This is a genomic window from Desulfosporosinus nitroreducens, from assembly GCF_023897015.1.
In the GTDB taxonomy this organism is placed as follows: domain Bacteria; phylum Bacillota; class Desulfitobacteriia; order Desulfitobacteriales; family Desulfitobacteriaceae; genus Desulfosporosinus; species Desulfosporosinus nitroreducens.
In genome coordinates this window covers 98,853-113,113 of the sequence record NZ_JAMHFY010000018.1, presented here as the reverse complement: position 1 = coordinate 113,113, position 14,261 = coordinate 98,853, and the positions used below count along the sequence as shown (strand labels likewise).

Below are 14,261 nucleotides of genomic sequence, written 5' to 3'. Positions count from 1 at the left end.
AGTTCGAAGTCCGAGGTTCGAGGTGCGAGTTCGAAGTCCGAGGTTCGAGGTGCGAGTTCGAAGTCCGAGGTTCGAGGCGCGAGTTCGAAGTCCGAGGTTCGAGGTGCGAGTTCGAAGTCCGAGGTTCGAGGTGCGAGTTCGAAGTCCGAGGTTCGAGGTTCGAGGTTCAAAGTCCGAACTGAAGTCTGCGACTTTTAAGTATCGCGCCCCGAAATAGTTTCAAGTAGCTTGCTTCACGTCTTGCATAGGTTCGATGTTAGATATCTCGCTTTGGGCATCGGGTGTCGCTTCCGAGCGATACTTAGCAAAAACCTCTTTAATATCCTCGGTATTTTCTAAACGTCCGTGGACTTTTCCATCCACTGTTATGACAGGAGCCAAGCCACACGCTCCAATGCAACGCACAGAATCTAAGGAAAAAAGATGATCCTCCGTAGTTTGCCCGGTTTTAATCCCTAGTTGATTCTCGATTTCCTGTTGTAACTTCTCAGAGCCTCGTACAAAACAGGCGGTGCCCATGCAAACATTCGCCACGTGTTGCCCACGGGGCTTCATGGTAAAGAAGGAATAGAAGCTCACAACGCCATAGACTTTGGCTGAGGGGATGTCCAATTTCTGTGCAATATGCCATTGCACCTTGTCGGGCAGGTAGCCAAAAAGTCCTTGCGCATGGTGGAGAATTAAAATGAGATTTTCTTTTTTGTAGGGGAGGCTGTCAATATAGTCATCCAACAGTTGATAAGGATCTTTAATTAAAGAGTTGTTGCTCATGGAATCCTCCTTTAGTAAGGTTCTATTCTGATGAGTTTCTTTTATAGTTCCCAGTTTTCCAAGATTTACGTATAGTTTGGAAGGAATCCTTGTAAGTTTAAAAATAGAGTTTAACCGTACGAGAAAATAAAAAATCCTTAAAAATTTTCATGGGGAACGTGGTATTTAAAATAAAGGACTTGACGTTAACGTAAACTGGTGTCAGAATATTCCTAATAGTAATCTCTAATATTTTGAAAGGAAGTGCATTTTTTGGTTGAACAGCCACTCGTGAGTATTTCAAATTTAGCAGAAGAATTTCTAATTACACCGAGAACTATTCGCTATTACGAGGAGATGGGCTTGTTGACCCCAGTACACCACGAAAAAATGAGCCAGAGGTTATATGGGGCACGAGAGAGAGCTCGCTTAAAGTTAATTCTTCGAGGTAAAAGGTTGGGGTTTTCTTTGAGTGAAATTAAGGAAATGATCAATCTCTATGATATTGATCGTACAGAGGGTCTCCAGTTGGAACGTGCAGTGGCCTACGGAGAAAAGCGCCTGCAGGAGCTTGAGGAGAAAATCCAAGAACTCACCCTGCTTAAAGCAGAATTACTAGACTATCATCAGCAATTTACAGAGTTAATGAAGAAATGTACAGAGGAATAACGTCGTAAAGAAGATGACCTGCTAACGGACAATAAGATAGTCAAATAAATCTACCATGAACAAGGAGGAGAGAATGATGTTCGATTTTCTTTTGACCAGCGCCCAAAAAGAACTGCAAAACGAGGCAATTGCCTTTGTGAAAGAAAAGGTCCCCAAGCAATTGATTTTAGATATGGATGCCGAGAAAGTGGTTTATCCGGTTGAATACATTAAAGATCTTGGAGAAGCAAATCTTTTAGGTTTGCGTTTTGCCCCAGAGTATGGCGGTCGGGGGCTCAACTGGGTTGATGAAGTCGGAGTTTTAGAGGAAATCGGGATTTTAGGTACCAGTCTAGCCTGCCTTTACTCGTTGCCTTCTATCGTTGGGGAAGCTCTCGCTCGTTTTGGTTCGGAGGACTTAAAACAACGCTACCTAAAACCCACTCTAGAAGGGAAAATCTACACGGCCGAGGCGCTGACCGAACCTCGAGGCGGATCAGATTTCTTTGGTGCCACCACAGTTGCGGTACGAGATGGTGATGATTTTATACTTAACGGTCAAAAGAGATTTGTGGTTGGTGCTGAAGGAGCTGACTACTTCATGGTATATGCCAAGACCAATCCTGAGGGCAAATCCCATGAAAGCATGAGTGCTTTCATCGTAGACAGGGGTCCAGGCGTAGAAGTCGGGCATGTGTACGGACTAATGGGGACCAGAGGTGGCGGAGCAGGGCGTGTTGTCTTTAAGGATGTACGTATTCCTCGTCAGAACCTTTTGGGCACAGAAAACGGAGCCGCTGAGATTTTCTATCAGATGATGATTCCAGAAAGAATGACAAGTGCGGCTGGGGCCTTAGGCATGGCCCGTGCAGCTCTAGAAGTAGCGTCAGTTTACAGTACCAAGCGCAAGGCTTTTAATCACACGATCAAAGATTTTCAAGCAGTGAGTTTCAAAGTTGCTGATTCCATCACCCGTTTGGACGCTGCACGCGCTTTAGTCTACACGACTGCTCGAGCTATTGACTCAGGAGTGCCAGCGGCCCAAGGCAGACGCTTGGTTTCTGAAGCCAAAAAATTTGCCACTAGTACAGCCTGGGCCGTCGTTAACGATGCCATGCAAATCATGGGAGGGATTGGCTATACGAATGTATTCCCAGTAGAAAGGCTTTTGCGAGATACAAGACTGATCATGATTTGGACGGGCACGAATGAAGTGATGGATCTCATTATTCAGCACGAATATTACAAGGAATTAAAAAACCAAATGTCAAACCATCGAGTAATCGAGGAAGATGCTGAAAACGCACATTTAATGGAAGAGAAGGTCTACGAATAGCCTCTAACGAAGCATAAGGTCGCCAACAATGTAAAGAGACTCAAGCTCTGTTAAAGATTTTCATAGTGTACCCTATAGAGGAGGTAGTTGAAAAACGTCACCCCTATAGGGTGTACTTTATTTGAGCCTGAGTCGTTGATACCGGTCTGTTACGGCATTCAGGCACTATGGAGAGGCTCTCATCTCGGACTTTTTGTAGATACAAGCAGCACCAAGGTTACTTAGCATATAGTCAGCAGGAAGTAAAATAGATACAAAGGTTAAGGCGACTGGCATAGGAATAAAAAATAGGCTAAAATAGGTAGGGAGGGGACAAAGAAACAAGAAACTTCCTCTTAATGTATGATGCAGGTGAAAAAAATGACGAAAAGAAATAATGCCCAGAGTGCCAACCTTACCTTGGGAGGAATTACCCTAGGTTTTTTAGTGAGCTATCCATTTTATTTACAAGGCAGTTTTGTTGGTGGGCTCATCTCAAGTGGATGCAGTGCGGGAATGATAGGGGGGCTTGCCGATTGGTTTGCGGTAACGGCCCTTTTTCGGCGGCCGCTAGGTATTCGGCCAGGTAAAGTCGTGCGTACTGAGATTATTCCGCAGAACCGAGAACGAATTTTTACAGCTTTAGCAGATATGGTGCAACACGAATTACTTTCTCAAGACATACTTAGACGTAAACTGTCTGCTTGGGATTTTTCTGGAGTGCTAATTCGAGTCTTTCTGGAGCGGGAAGTTCATGAAACTGTGAATCTTATGCTTGCCAATCTCGTACAGGATATCTGGAACCATCGGGAGCCGGAAGTACTCAGGGGGCAGATTAAGGGGTTGCTTAAAGAGAACATAAAGGATTTAAAGCTATCTCAAACTCTGGCAGAAGTCCTCGAGTTTTCAATAGAACATGGAGATATCGATCGGGTCTTGACGGTTGTTTGTCATGCAATCACTGAATTTGTAGATCAACCTGTCGTCCAAGATACTCTGAAGGATATGATGGAAGGTGCCTTGAAAAGGTATGAAGATAACAATTCCACACGCAAAATGGTTGGGATGTTTCTCCCTTCGCCTGCTGAGCTGGCGCACGGCCTGCAGGAAAAGGTCAAAAAGATATTACAGGACGGGACCGTCGTACAGTGGCTTAAAGAATACTTGCTCCAGTTTGTCTTGGAACTCAAAACAAAGACTTCGCTCCAAGAGCGTCTGGATCTCTTTGTTATCAAAGCTTTAGATGGGGGACTGGAAGCCCTGGAGGCAAAGAACACAGTTTCTGCTTCCTTAGGGACAAGCACTGAGAAGTCCTCTCCTGTGACTGAGCACCTGCTCGTAAATTTAAGGGACAATTGGCAGGGTTATCTTCAAAAGATCGAACATAATAAAGATTTAAGAGCGAAAGTCAATGAAGAGGTAAAAAGTATCCTTGAAAAACAGATTATATACCATCACAACGCCATCGGACGCATAGTCCGCGAAGGGCTGGATCCTTTGACAGATGACAAGCTGGTTGAGCTGATTGAGGATAAAGCCGGAAACGATCTGCAAATGATTCGAATTAACGGCTCAGTCGTTGGCGGCTTAGCTGGAATGCTGATTTACTTGCTCGGGATGGTGTTGCAGTCATGAACTATCAGAAAAAGGCAAATCTCGTTTTGACCGCAGTTTTTATCCTTTTTATAGGTGCAGCAGTCATAGAACATTTTAATCCTCATAACTTTGGGATCAGGCTAGTGTATTTCGTCTTGGAAGCAGCATTGGTAGGTGGAATCGCCGATTGGTTTGCTGTAACTGCAATTTTCAAGAAGCCTTTGGGCTGGGGCTTTCACACGGCGCTAATCCCGCGAAACAGGGAAAAGGTCATAGAAGCAGTTGCGTCCATGGTGCAGTCAGAGCTATTACGCGTTGATCTGATTCGACAGAAGATTGAAGGAGTTCCCTTTATTGAATCCCTTGTTAACTATGTTAAAAAGGAAGGCGGTTCAGTATATCTTACGAACAAATTAACTCCTTACCTTCAGCGTTATATAGAAAGACAATCTCCGGACCAGTTAGCGAAGAAACTTTCTGTGTATCTTCGAGAAAATGCAAAGACTTGGCACTTAGCACCCAAGGTTGAGGCTGCGAGCGGATGGGCATTGAACCATGGCTATATTGATCAAGGATTAGATCAGTTGGCAGAAGGATTGTGGAATAAAGCTGCCCAAGGGGAAACAAGGCAAGTTATTCTCCGATACCTCGAGGAGATAAAGCAAGAAAAGGTAAGCAACGGAGGGTCAATATTCCGTACTCTACTAGGTTTTGTAGAGATGTCAGATGGATTAAACCTTGATGAAGCAGCCGATGCCTTGCAAGTTGAGTTACTTCTAACTTTGCGCAAATTGAAAGATCAAAACCATCCTTTGCGCGTAACTTTAAGGGACGATCTAATGGGTGAAATAGTGGAATTGGCTCAAGATCCAGAGTTTAAACTCCAGATAGAGTGCTGGAAAGATGATCTTTTGGCAGAACCTTTGTTCGAGGAATTTTTAGAAATTGTCATAGGGACGGCCATCAACACTGCAACTTCTCCGATACTAACCTCGGAGCCAAATGCCCTGCATCGCATGTTACACTTTTATCTAGAAAAATATTGGGTTAACATTCAGGAAAATAAAGCACTTAGGGATAAGGTGAATTTGTTCATCGTGGATACATTATGTCGCGTAATCAAAAATGAACATGACATGATTGGACTCATGGTGAAGGAGACGCTGGCAGCGTACACGGATCAGGACCTGAATCAGTTTGTACAGGATAAAGCGGGTAACGACTTACAATGGATTCGGATCAATGGCTCGATGATTGGTGGAATTGTGGGGTTCATCTTGTTTTTATTCTTGGAGTTTGTCTATAACCCCCTCATCATGTCAGTGTTAATGAACTATGTCCGCTGAGCCGCTTAAAGAAAATCAGGTATACAAGATTCATGAAAAGAAAGTATTGTAATTGGTTTGGCCTTTATGCTAGAATACCTAACATAAGGTTGTGCACAACCGAAAACCCATGGGTTAATACATTTAGGCAAAGCAAAGACGCTTTGGGATACTCGCAAGAGTACTCAAAGCGCCTTTTTGTTTTACTAGGCAGAAAGTATAACTAATCGGTCATCACGGCGGCTTGCCATTACGGCATCTAGCCATCTATGGAGATGCTCTAATCTCAAACCATCCTTGGTTGAGTCGTGGTGGCGCTTATGGCTTGGCCTTAGCCAAGTTTTCGAAGTAAGGAGGAATAATTATGGATACGGGAGATACAGCCTTTATTTTAGTTTCGTCAGCTATGGTTCTTCTAATGACGCCCGGTTTAGCGCTCTTCTACGGCGGTATGGTTCGAAAAAAGAATGTTCTTGGCACGTTCATGCATAGTTGGATTGCCATTGGCCTCATCTCATTGCAATGGATTTTAATTGGATTTACTCTAGCCTTTGGAACGGATCAACACGGTTTAATTGGTGGCTTAGACTGGCTGGGTTTAAATGGAGTTGGGATGGATCCCAATGCGGATTATGCCGCCACTATCCCCGCTATTGTTTTTATGGCTTTTCAAATGATGTTTGCAGTAATTACCCCTGCTTTAATTAGCGGCTCAATTGCAGAACGGATGCGCTTTCCGGCATTTATACTCTTCATGTTGTTATGGGCAACGTTTGTCTATGATCCCGTGGCCCATTGGGTCTGGGGTATCGGCGGATTCTTAAGGAATATGGGAGCGTTAGACTTTGCGGGAGGAAATGTGGTTCATATTAGTTCCGGTTACTCTGCTTTAGTTGCAGCCTTGGTACTTGGAAAGCGTAAGGGGCTTGGCAAAGAATCAATGGCACCTCATCATTTGCCAATGACCGTTTTAGGCGCAGGGCTCCTGTGGTTTGGCTGGTTTGGTTTTAACGCAGGGAGCGCCTTGGGTGCTAATGGTTTAGCGGGAATGGTCTTTGTTAATACAAATACTGCCGCTGCTGCGGCTGCCATTGCCTGGGCGTTTGTGGAACGTATCCATCGAGGGAAAACCACGATGCTTGGCGTAGCCAGCGGTGCGATCAGCGGGTTAGTAGCTATTACCCCTGCCTGCGGGTTCGTAACCCCGCTCTCTTCTATATTTATCGGCTTAGTGGGCGGATTAGTTTGTTATATTGCAATCAGCGTAATGAAAGCGAAATTTGGCTATGATGACGCTTTAGATGCCTTCGGATGCCATGGTATTGGAGGAACATGGGGAGCACTGGCTACAGGAATCTTTGCTACCAAGACTATCAATTCAGCTGGTGCAGATGGATTACTCTACGGAAATGTGTCCCAATTGGGTATACAGGCAACGAGCGTTTTAGTTACTGTGGTGTTTGCTGTAGTGGCAACGATCGTCATATTAAAAGTAATAGGCTTGTTCACCAAACTGCGTGTCAGTGAAGAACAAGAAGCAAATGGTTTAGATTTATCGTTACACGGAGAAACCGCATATTCAGAGTTTATCTAATGGGCTAGGTCAGTTACAGCCATTGCCGCTTAATAACAAAGAAAGCAAACTAAATTATAGATGGAGGATTTGATTATGAAGAAGATTGAGGCGATAATTCGACCTGGAAAGTTAGACAATGTAAAAGATGCGTTAGGTTCAAATGGGGTTAATGGATTGACAGTGACCCAAGTGATCGGGTGTGGAAAACAAAAAGGAAATACTCAGGTTTATAGAGGTGTTGAGTATACCATTCATCTTATTCCAAAGGTGAAGATCGAGGTTGTGGTTATTGACAGTGATGTTGATAAGGTCATCGAGGTCATTACCCAAGTAGCACGGACTGGAGAGATTGGCGACGGAAAGATCTTTGTATCTTCAGTGGATAATGTTTATACAATAAGAACAGGAGCCAGTGGAGAACAAGCATTATAATTAAACAAGAAGGGGATACTATCAACACTCTAAGGTATGATCATCAAAAGAACATTAATAAAGAATCAAAGACATAAGATCGTTCTCTAAATAAGGGGACGGTCTTTCTTTCTATTGTGATAGTAATTAACTGATAGTAGATAAGTTACTGAATAAAACGATACAAGTAAATAAATGAAATTAAACCAATATATGTAAACAAAATAGAGGGATCTTCGTATAATGTAGAAAGAACGAAAGGGGGATTTTAAATGGCATTCGGAGCTGACGGAGCTAGCGGCGTTGGCGCTGGTATTGCAGTGGTAGTTGTTATTATTTTGCTCCTCATTGCGATGGGAATTGTATTCTAAGGAGCCCACTGTTTAAGTAATTCACCTAATATAGGAGGTATAATAATATGTACGGTTATGGTGGAGGTTGTCGTGTTGCTCCCGTTGTTGGTACTGGAGTAGGAGTTGGAATCATCACGATTGCGATTTTAATTCTAATAGCTTTGGGAGTTATCTTCTAAGGTTCGTCTGAAACGGGCTTCCTATCACAAGGGAGCCCATTATCGTTAAATCCCTTTAGTGAACTCGTTCAACTAAAGTTGAACATCGAAACTTTGGTGGGGGACTTTACCCCCACCGAAGCAGAACCGGGGTACCACTTGAAGTGGGAGTCTCATGATTTTGATCAAGTCAAGGGGGTGAATGTAGAGTGTCAATTAGAGGACTTAATCTTTTTAATAACCCAAATAACCCAAATCTGATGCGAAGTTTGGGACAAAACCCATTTCCGATGAGGGGTCTTGAACGCTTTATGCAGAAAAGAGGAATGAATTATCCACCATTTCCCCAAGGAGGAAATATTCCAGGTTCTAATTTCAGAGGACCAAACCTCCAAGGACCGAATTCACAAGCTGAAGCTGGGCGTTTGTCAGATACTTTGAACGTACAAGAACCGACCGAGAAACGTGGAGGAATTAAGGAATTTCTTAGCCGCTTTAGCCGTAACCGAAACAAATAGTTATTCATATGACAATAAGTTTCCTTCTACAGGCGCTTTAACTGATAAGTGTAAGTGATTAAGAAAAAGAGCTAAGTGTAAAAATAAACGAGGCACCTTGGTAACTTTGCCAAGGTGCCTTTCCTCTATCAAACGTATAAACTTAGTGCATCAACAATCAAGCTTAATAAGCAATTCCTTGAGCATACATTGCAGTAGCAACCTTAATAAAGCCGGCGATGTTCGCACCTACAACGAGATTATCTTCTTGGCCATATTCTTTAGCAGCTTCACTGGCATTTTTGTAGATGTTAATCATAATGTCTTTAAGTTTCGCATCGACTTCTTCAAAACTCCAGGAATATCTCATACTGTTTTGGGACATTTCGAGAGCGGAAGTCGCAACTCCGCCAGCGTTAGCCGCTTTTGCCGGGCCAAAGACTACTTTTTTATCAATGAAAAGATTAACCGCTTCTGGAGTAGAAGGCATATTAGCGCCTTCGCCGACAGCGTAGCATCCATTAGCTACCAGAGTTTGGGCAGCTTGTCTGTCTAATTCGTTTTGAGTAGCACATGGAAGAGCAATATCGCATTTAACACTCCAGATATCAGCACATCCATCCTTGTAGGTTGCAGTTGGATGAGATTCTACATATTTGTTGATTCTGAGTCGATCAACTTCTTTGATTTGCTTAACAGTGTCTAGGTTAATTCCTGCTGGATCAAAGATATAACCATTGGAATCACTCATCGCAACAACTTTTCCACCTAATTGTTGGACTTTTTCTGCGGCATAAATAGAAACATTTCCTGATCCGGAAATGGTAACAGTCGCACCCTTAAAGGATTTGCCTTTAGCATTAAGAGCTTCTTCCATGAAATAGCAAAGGCCATAACCAGTAGCCTCAGTACGTGCCAAGCTCCCGCCGTAGGCTAATCCTTTACCGGTAAGAATTCCGGTGAATTCGTTGCGGAGTCTTTTATACATACCATACATGTAGCCGATTTCACGACCACCGACACCAATATCTCCTGCAGGAACATCTGTGTCGGCACCAATATGTTTAGATAACTCACACATAAAGCTTTGGCAGAATCTCATGATTTCTCCGTCTGATTTACCTTTTGGATCGAAATCACATCCACCTTTACCTCCACCAATAGGAAGGCTTGTGAGTGAATTCTTAAAGATTTGCTCAAATCCCAGGAATTTAATAATTCCTAGATTAACTGATGGATGAAATCTTAAACCGCCTTTATAAGGACCGATGGCACTATTAAATTGTACTCTGAATCCACGATTTACTTGAACTTTTCCACTATCATCAACCCAGGAGACTCTGAACATGATTTGTCTCTCTGGTTCAACAATCCGGCTGAATATTCCAGCACTTACCCATTCAGGATGCTTCTCAGCAACTGGATCGATAGATTCTAGGACCTCTTTTACAGCCTGGTGAAACTCGGTTTCGTTTGGGTTTTTCTTCACAACTTGTTCCATTACGTTCCCCAAAATTTTCATCTTTAAATTACCCCTTTGTAATTAATAGATTTTAATTCGCCTTTTATATTACAACGAATCTTGTACAAATATAAGTATCTTTTCGAATGAATTCATTATACATTGTCAAGGCCATCTTTCAGAGGGACATTTCTGGAAATATCCCCCTGATTTTAGCTGTTTTGTGCAAGGAGAAGCTGAATTCCGGTTGCCAAAGTAAACAGGTTAAAGGCTATTTCTGTCGCGATCAACAAACGGGGCGTAATATCTGTTGGCAAGATATCGCCTAAGTCAGCAGTAGCAATCGTCGTAATGCTCAAATATAAAAATGAAAGAAATTGAATTCCTAAGTTATCCCCCACATTCCCGGTAAAACTGGAAGGGAAAAATCTATAGAGGAGTAGATACTCTGCCGCGAAAAGAAAGATAATTGCGAGAATCCCCCCACCGATGGGACAGAGTAAATGGTTGTAGGGAGCTTTGGATTCTTTTATGACTTTAGATATTGCTAAGGAAACTGCGACCGTCGCACCGATAGCATACCCGACGATCGAAAATTTAAAGAGGGCTACTCCAAATTGTTTAACAAGATTATCTTCGCTCGAGAAAAGGCTTAAAAAAAGAGCCCCAGCAGTCCCGAAAAGAGCAGGCGATAGTAATTCCCAGTAGCCAAGACTAAACTTGGGCTTTGAGGGAAGAAGAGGTAAACAGGCTGTGGAACAACTATGCTTGTTTGGAAGTGAAGGTTTATAGCCCCGTAAGTTGTTAGGAGCTAGTGGATAAGGGCTAAAATAGGGAGGATAAGGGGGAGATTTTGTCTTGGATTGATCCACGTCTGAGTCGCCGCCTTTCCCAAAGTTATATTCCATTGTATTCCAGGGAACAGAATTGGGTTAAAAGTTAAATGTGAGCTAATGGGTATTTTTTGAGGAAAAGAAGGATTATCTGGTTATTAAAAAGAAATATATATAAGCTTCATTGTATAAGGGGTTAAGTCCAATATTGAACAGGAGTGGACAATGGAAACTATTAAAATAAATAATAAGTTTATTATAAATAAGTATCAAAAGGAATTTTTCAAGAATAAAGTGTTCTCAAATTACTTTCGCATGAGAATTTTATCAATGGTCTTGGTTTTATTAGATTTGCTCTTTCTTTTTACGGATTACCGTAATTATCAACAGGGTCTTTGGAGCAGTACTCCTGGGTATGAATGGCTTTTTTACTCTCATATTGTATTTGGCCTAGGAATGACAGTAATCACAGTATTATATTGGCACACAAATCTTAAGTCAGTGGAGGATGTAAGATGGGTTCATAATGTATATGAGATTTGTTTTGCGGTCTTTTGCTTAGTCATGGCTGCAGTTATAAGTGGCTGGGTTGATCAATGGATTCATGGACAATTGACAGTTTACATTATGAGTTGCTTAATAATAGCTGTCTTTTTTAGTTTAAGTCCGATGGAGAGCTTCTGGGCTTATTTGTTGTCCTACATTATTGTTATTCTGGGAATAGCGCGAAATCAGCCGGATTCTCTAATACTAAATGGACATTACATTAATACTTTTATGATAATATTTGTCTCTTGGGTTTTGTCCATAACCCTTTATAAGTCTAAAGTCCAAGATTTTTTGCATCAAAATAGCCTTGAGCGTCTAGTAAAAGAACGCACGAAGGAACTGGAAGAAATTAATCATCAGCTCATGCGAGAAGTAGGTCAACGCAAACAAATAGAAAAAAAGATCTTTCGGTTAGCATCTATTGTTGAGTCAACAGAAGATGGCATTATAGGGATGACTTTAGAAGGGATCATCATTGATTGGAACAGAGGGGCAGAGTGTATTTACGGATACTCGGAGGAAGAGATGGTGGGCTTGTCAGTTAGAAAATTGTTTCCTGCAGACAAGCAGTTTGAGCTGGATGATATTTTGTTAACTATCTCTCTAGGGAAGTCCGTCTCACATTTTGAGACTACTCGTCAAAGGAAAGACGGACGAATTATTGAAGTTTATTTGACTGTATCTCCGATTAAGAATCACAATGAAACGATTATCGGAGCATCAACCATTGTCAGGGATGTTTCTGCTCAAAAGAAGATAGAGAAAGAAATGACACGTATGGATCAGATGAATTTGGTCGGTGAAATGGCCGCAAGTATCGGTCACGAGGTGAGAAACCCGATGACAACCGTTAGAGGATTTCTACAGCTACTTGCTGAAAATACTAATTCTGCTAAATACAGCGGCTATATTCCGCTTATGATTAGCGAACTTGATCGCGCAAATCATATTATTACGGAATTCCTCTCCATAAGCCGTACGAAAGTAACTGAGGCTACCAGACATAATCTCAATGATATTATTAATAGCATCCTACCTCTTGTTCAGGTGGATGCTATTCGGAGTGACAAGTCCGTAACCGCTCAACTGGATGTAGTACCCGATCTGATTCTAGATGATAAAGAAATGCGTCAAATGATTCTTAATTTGGCTCGAAATGGATTTGAAGCAATGTCTAAAGGCGGTTGCCTTACCATAAGAACACACTTTGAGGACGAAAAAGTAATTCTAGTCATTCAAGATGAAGGGACGGGTATTAAACCAGAAATAATAGATCGGCTAGGCACTCCTTTTCTTACGACTAAAGAGACTGGTACGGGTTTAGGATTGGCAGTCTGTTACGGAATTGTTGCACGGCATAATGCAACAATTACGATTGAATCCAGCCCTATGGGATCAACATTCTTCGTTAAGTTCAAAGTTCCCGTATCTAACAACTATGCATAGTTAAAGGACTCAATAAAAGCTTGAACAATAGAAGGATCGAATTGGGAACCCTTTCCTATCGCTAACTCTTCTAATGCATAGTCGATGGTTCGGCTTGGCCGATAGGACCGATGAGAGGTTATCGCATCTACAGCATCGGCAACCGTAATAATTCTTGCTAAAAAGGGTATTTCCTCTCCCTTCAATCCATCAGGATAACCTGTTCCGTCAAAACGTTCATGATGATGGCGAATAAGAGGCAGGAAATCACGAGCAAAACTGAGCGTGGAACAAATGTTTTCTCCCATTTCAGGATGTGAGCGCATGATTTCCCATTCTTCCTCGTTAAGTTTACCGGATTTATTTAAGATTGCATCGGGTATTCCGATTTTTCCAATATCATGTAATTGTGCTGCTCGCCAAACGGTTTGTTGTTCATTGACTGAAAGTCCAAGGGTCTGTGCTAGCTGGAGGGCATAGTTTGCAACACGCTCAGAATGTCCACGCGTATAAGTATCTTTAGATTCCAAGGCCGAAGCCAAGGTGAAAATTACATTTTGAGTTTCGTCTAAGGCCTGTAGAGACTCTTCAAGACGGTTGTTGATCTCGATGAGGTCGTTATTGTAGTCTTCGACCTCTTTGTTTTTTTGCTGGATCGTTTTTTGACTAATAAAGTCTTGGATCTTCATGTTATATAGAGTAAACGATAGAAACCATGCAAAAACGATTAAAAGTATACTGTTGAGATAATTTCCTTTAAGCACGTCCAAATCCGATTGTAAGAACGTTATTCCAATTATAAATAAGACCCAAGAAGAAGCATAAATAGTTATACTGATACTCGGCTTTAGGTAGTTGTTGACTGCAATAAGAATAGAACCAAGCATAAAGGCAGTGATTTGATTGTGGAGGAGCTGATCATTTATGGAAATACAGGAACTAAAAAGTATAATAAAACATGAAAATAAGGTACCCAATGAAGCATGCCAGCGAGTTAATTGTTGGTCTTCTGACTTTAGTCTATGGATCCATGATAATAGAAGAAACACCAACGAAAAAAGCCCTAAAACAACATGAATATAGAATAAAATCAAATAGCCTGAGAGTGTATCCCAATGCCAGAGACCTTCTTGATAATTCACTAGATCCGAAAAAATAAAGAAAACACTAAGTAAGAAAAGAACCATGGCAAGGTTACGTGAGCGTAAAAAGTTTAAACGCACTATTTCATTCGCGAATTCCTGTTCGTATTTATCAGGGAGTTTTAGAAAAGGAGAAGGCATCGGCAAAAAAGCCACCTTTCAAATATTAGAAATTAAAACATATTAATATTTCGACATAATCAATCACATTCCTTCACGAA

General features: G+C 41.8%; 12 protein-coding genes. 8 read left to right on the top strand and 4 right to left on the bottom strand.

Features of this window, described 5'->3' with window-relative positions:
* Positions 1–219 precede the first annotated feature (219 nt).
* Positions 220–771, bottom strand: coding sequence for an NADH-quinone oxidoreductase subunit NuoE family protein (locus M8E35_RS18155; protein ID WP_252470944.1), 552 nt, complete (start codon positions 769–771; stop codon positions 220–222).
* Positions 772–1,023: 252 nt separating this feature from the next.
* Here M8E35_RS18155 and M8E35_RS18150 point away from each other — a divergent pair, with 252 nt between their 5' ends.
* From M8E35_RS18150 to M8E35_RS18120, 7 genes are all read left to right on the top strand, one after another.
* Positions 1,024–1,419, top strand: a complete 396-nt coding sequence (locus M8E35_RS18150) for a MerR family transcriptional regulator (protein ID WP_252470942.1) — start codon at positions 1,024–1,026, stop codon at positions 1,417–1,419.
* Between the two features lie 76 nt (positions 1,420–1,495).
* Entirely contained in the window at positions 1,496–2,734 is a 1,239-nt protein-coding gene (locus tag M8E35_RS18145) for an acyl-CoA dehydrogenase family protein (RefSeq protein ID WP_309446482.1), read from the top strand.
* A gap of 360 nt (positions 2,735–3,094) precedes the next feature.
* Positions 3,095–4,348 (top strand): DUF445 domain-containing protein, encoded by a 1,254-nt coding sequence (locus M8E35_RS18140; RefSeq protein WP_252470938.1) that lies wholly within the window; start codon positions 3,095–3,097, stop codon positions 4,346–4,348.
* Positions 4,345–5,655 carry a DUF445 domain-containing protein gene (locus tag M8E35_RS18135; protein WP_252470936.1) on the top strand — a complete coding sequence of 437 codons (1,311 nt, stop codon included), beginning with the start codon at positions 4,345–4,347 and terminating at the stop codon, positions 5,653–5,655. The genes M8E35_RS18140 and M8E35_RS18135 overlap by 4 nt, the downstream gene beginning before the upstream one ends.
* Positions 5,656–5,998: 343 nt before the next feature.
* Entirely contained in the window at positions 5,999–7,228 is a 1,230-nt protein-coding gene (locus M8E35_RS18130; protein ID WP_252470934.1) for an ammonium transporter, read from the top strand.
* Between the two features lie 75 nt (positions 7,229–7,303).
* Entirely contained in the window at positions 7,304–7,642 is a 339-nt protein-coding gene (locus M8E35_RS18125) for a P-II family nitrogen regulator (RefSeq protein ID WP_252470932.1), read from the top strand.
* A gap of 699 nt (positions 7,643–8,341) precedes the next feature.
* On the top strand, positions 8,342–8,650 hold the full coding sequence (locus M8E35_RS18120) for a hypothetical protein (RefSeq protein WP_252470930.1): 309 nt from the start codon (positions 8,342–8,344) through the stop codon (positions 8,648–8,650).
* A gap of 163 nt (positions 8,651–8,813) precedes the next feature.
* On the opposite strand, the gene gdhA is transcribed toward M8E35_RS18120, so the two are convergent.
* A complete protein-coding gene (gene gdhA / locus M8E35_RS18115; RefSeq protein ID WP_252470928.1) occupies positions 8,814–10,151 on the bottom strand; it encodes an NADP-specific glutamate dehydrogenase in 1,338 nt (445 codons plus the stop codon).
* Between the two features lie 152 nt (positions 10,152–10,303).
* Positions 10,304–10,963, bottom strand: a complete 660-nt coding sequence (locus M8E35_RS18110; RefSeq protein WP_252470926.1) for a hypothetical protein — start codon at positions 10,961–10,963, stop codon at positions 10,304–10,306.
* Between the two features lie 186 nt (positions 10,964–11,149).
* Here M8E35_RS18110 and M8E35_RS18105 point away from each other — a divergent pair, with 186 nt between their 5' ends.
* Complete coding sequence (locus tag M8E35_RS18105) at positions 11,150–12,919, top strand: two-component system sensor histidine kinase NtrB (protein ID WP_252470924.1); 1,770 nt, start codon at positions 11,150–11,152, stop codon at positions 12,917–12,919.
* Here M8E35_RS18105 and M8E35_RS18100 read toward each other — a convergent pair.
* Complete coding sequence (locus M8E35_RS18100) at positions 12,910–14,181, bottom strand: HD-GYP domain-containing protein (RefSeq protein WP_252470922.1); 1,272 nt, start codon at positions 14,179–14,181, stop codon at positions 12,910–12,912. The genes M8E35_RS18105 and M8E35_RS18100 overlap by 10 nt on opposite strands.
* Between the last annotated feature and the right edge of the window lie 80 nt (positions 14,182–14,261).

Bases quoted from the DNA above. Each gene is read 5' to 3' on its own strand.
- M8E35_RS18155 (WP_252470944.1), bottom strand. From the start codon at position 771: ATGAGCAACAACTCTTTAATTAAAGATCCTTATCAACTGTTGGATGAC.
- M8E35_RS18145 (WP_309446482.1), top strand. From the start codon at position 1,496: ATGTTCGATTTTCTTTTGACCAGCGCCCAAAAAGAACTGCAAAACGAG.
- M8E35_RS18140 (WP_252470938.1), top strand. From the start codon at position 3,095: ATGACGAAAAGAAATAATGCCCAGAGTGCCAACCTTACCTTGGGAGGA.
- M8E35_RS18135 (WP_252470936.1), top strand. From the start codon at position 4,345: ATGAACTATCAGAAAAAGGCAAATCTCGTTTTGACCGCAGTTTTTATC.
- M8E35_RS18130 (WP_252470934.1), top strand. From the start codon at position 5,999: ATGGATACGGGAGATACAGCCTTTATTTTAGTTTCGTCAGCTATGGTT.
- M8E35_RS18125 (WP_252470932.1), top strand. From the start codon at position 7,304: ATGAAGAAGATTGAGGCGATAATTCGACCTGGAAAGTTAGACAATGTA.
- gdhA (WP_252470928.1), bottom strand. From the start codon at position 10,151: ATGAAAATTTTGGGGAACGTAATGGAACAAGTTGTGAAGAAAAACCCA.
- M8E35_RS18105 (WP_252470924.1), top strand. From the start codon at position 11,150: ATGGAAACTATTAAAATAAATAATAAGTTTATTATAAATAAGTATCAA.
- M8E35_RS18100 (WP_252470922.1), bottom strand. From the start codon at position 14,181: ATGCCTTCTCCTTTTCTAAAACTCCCTGATAAATACGAACAGGAATTC.